Below are 757 nucleotides of genomic sequence, written 5' to 3'. Positions count from 1 at the left end.
GTCGACTTCAATTTTAACCGGGTACGGTACTGCTTTTCAACAGGGTACGGTATGTTTCTCTCAACTGGGTATGGGTGTGGTACAGGTATTTTGACTGGGTATGGCTGCGGTTTTTCTACTGGGTAGGGAATGGGCCTGTCGAAAGGTACTTTGACTGGGTATGGTACTGGTTTTGGTACTGGGTATGGAATCTTCTTTTCTACTGGTACAGGTACTGGTTTGGGTATGTGGACGGGGTAGGGCCTGTCGACATGAACTTTGACTGGGTAAGGTACAATTTTTTCGACAGGGTATGGCTGGGGTACGTGGACAGGGATTTTAACAGTGTAAGGTACTTTTTTCTCGACGGGGTAGGGTTGTGGTACGTACACCTTGACCGGTACTGGAATTTCTTTTTCCACTGGGTACGGTTGGGGCACGATAACCTTGACAGGGTAGGGCTGGTCTACTGGTACTTCAACAGGTACGTGGACGGGCTTTTCCACGGGGTACGGATGTGGTACTTTAACTGGCACATTGACCCTATATGGTACTGCGTATGGTACTTTCTTTTCGACTGGGTACGGTTGAGGTACGTGTACCTTGTAAGGTACATGGACAATTTTTTCGACTGGTACAGGTATTTGCTTCTCTACTGGTACTGATACTGGTACGTTTTTGACAACAGTCACTGTTTTTTCCTCGTAACTTCCTCCGTAACCTCCTCCGTAACCATTGCCACCACCGTAGCCACTTCCACCACCGAAACCACTGCCGC

Annotated in this window: 1 pseudogene; it reads right to left on the bottom strand. The window is 48.3% G+C overall.

Features of this window, described 5'->3' with window-relative positions:
* Positions 1 to 671 (bottom strand): annotated as a pseudogene (locus tag EK369_RS22895) (hypothetical protein); the annotation flags it as partial.
* Positions 672 to 757: the final 86 nt, after the last annotated feature.

It is taken from the genome of Shimia sediminis (assembly GCF_003990645.1).
Classification (GTDB): domain Bacteria; phylum Pseudomonadota; class Alphaproteobacteria; order Rhodobacterales; family Rhodobacteraceae; genus Shimia; species Shimia sediminis.
This window is presented reverse-complemented; position numbering and strand designations above follow the sequence as displayed.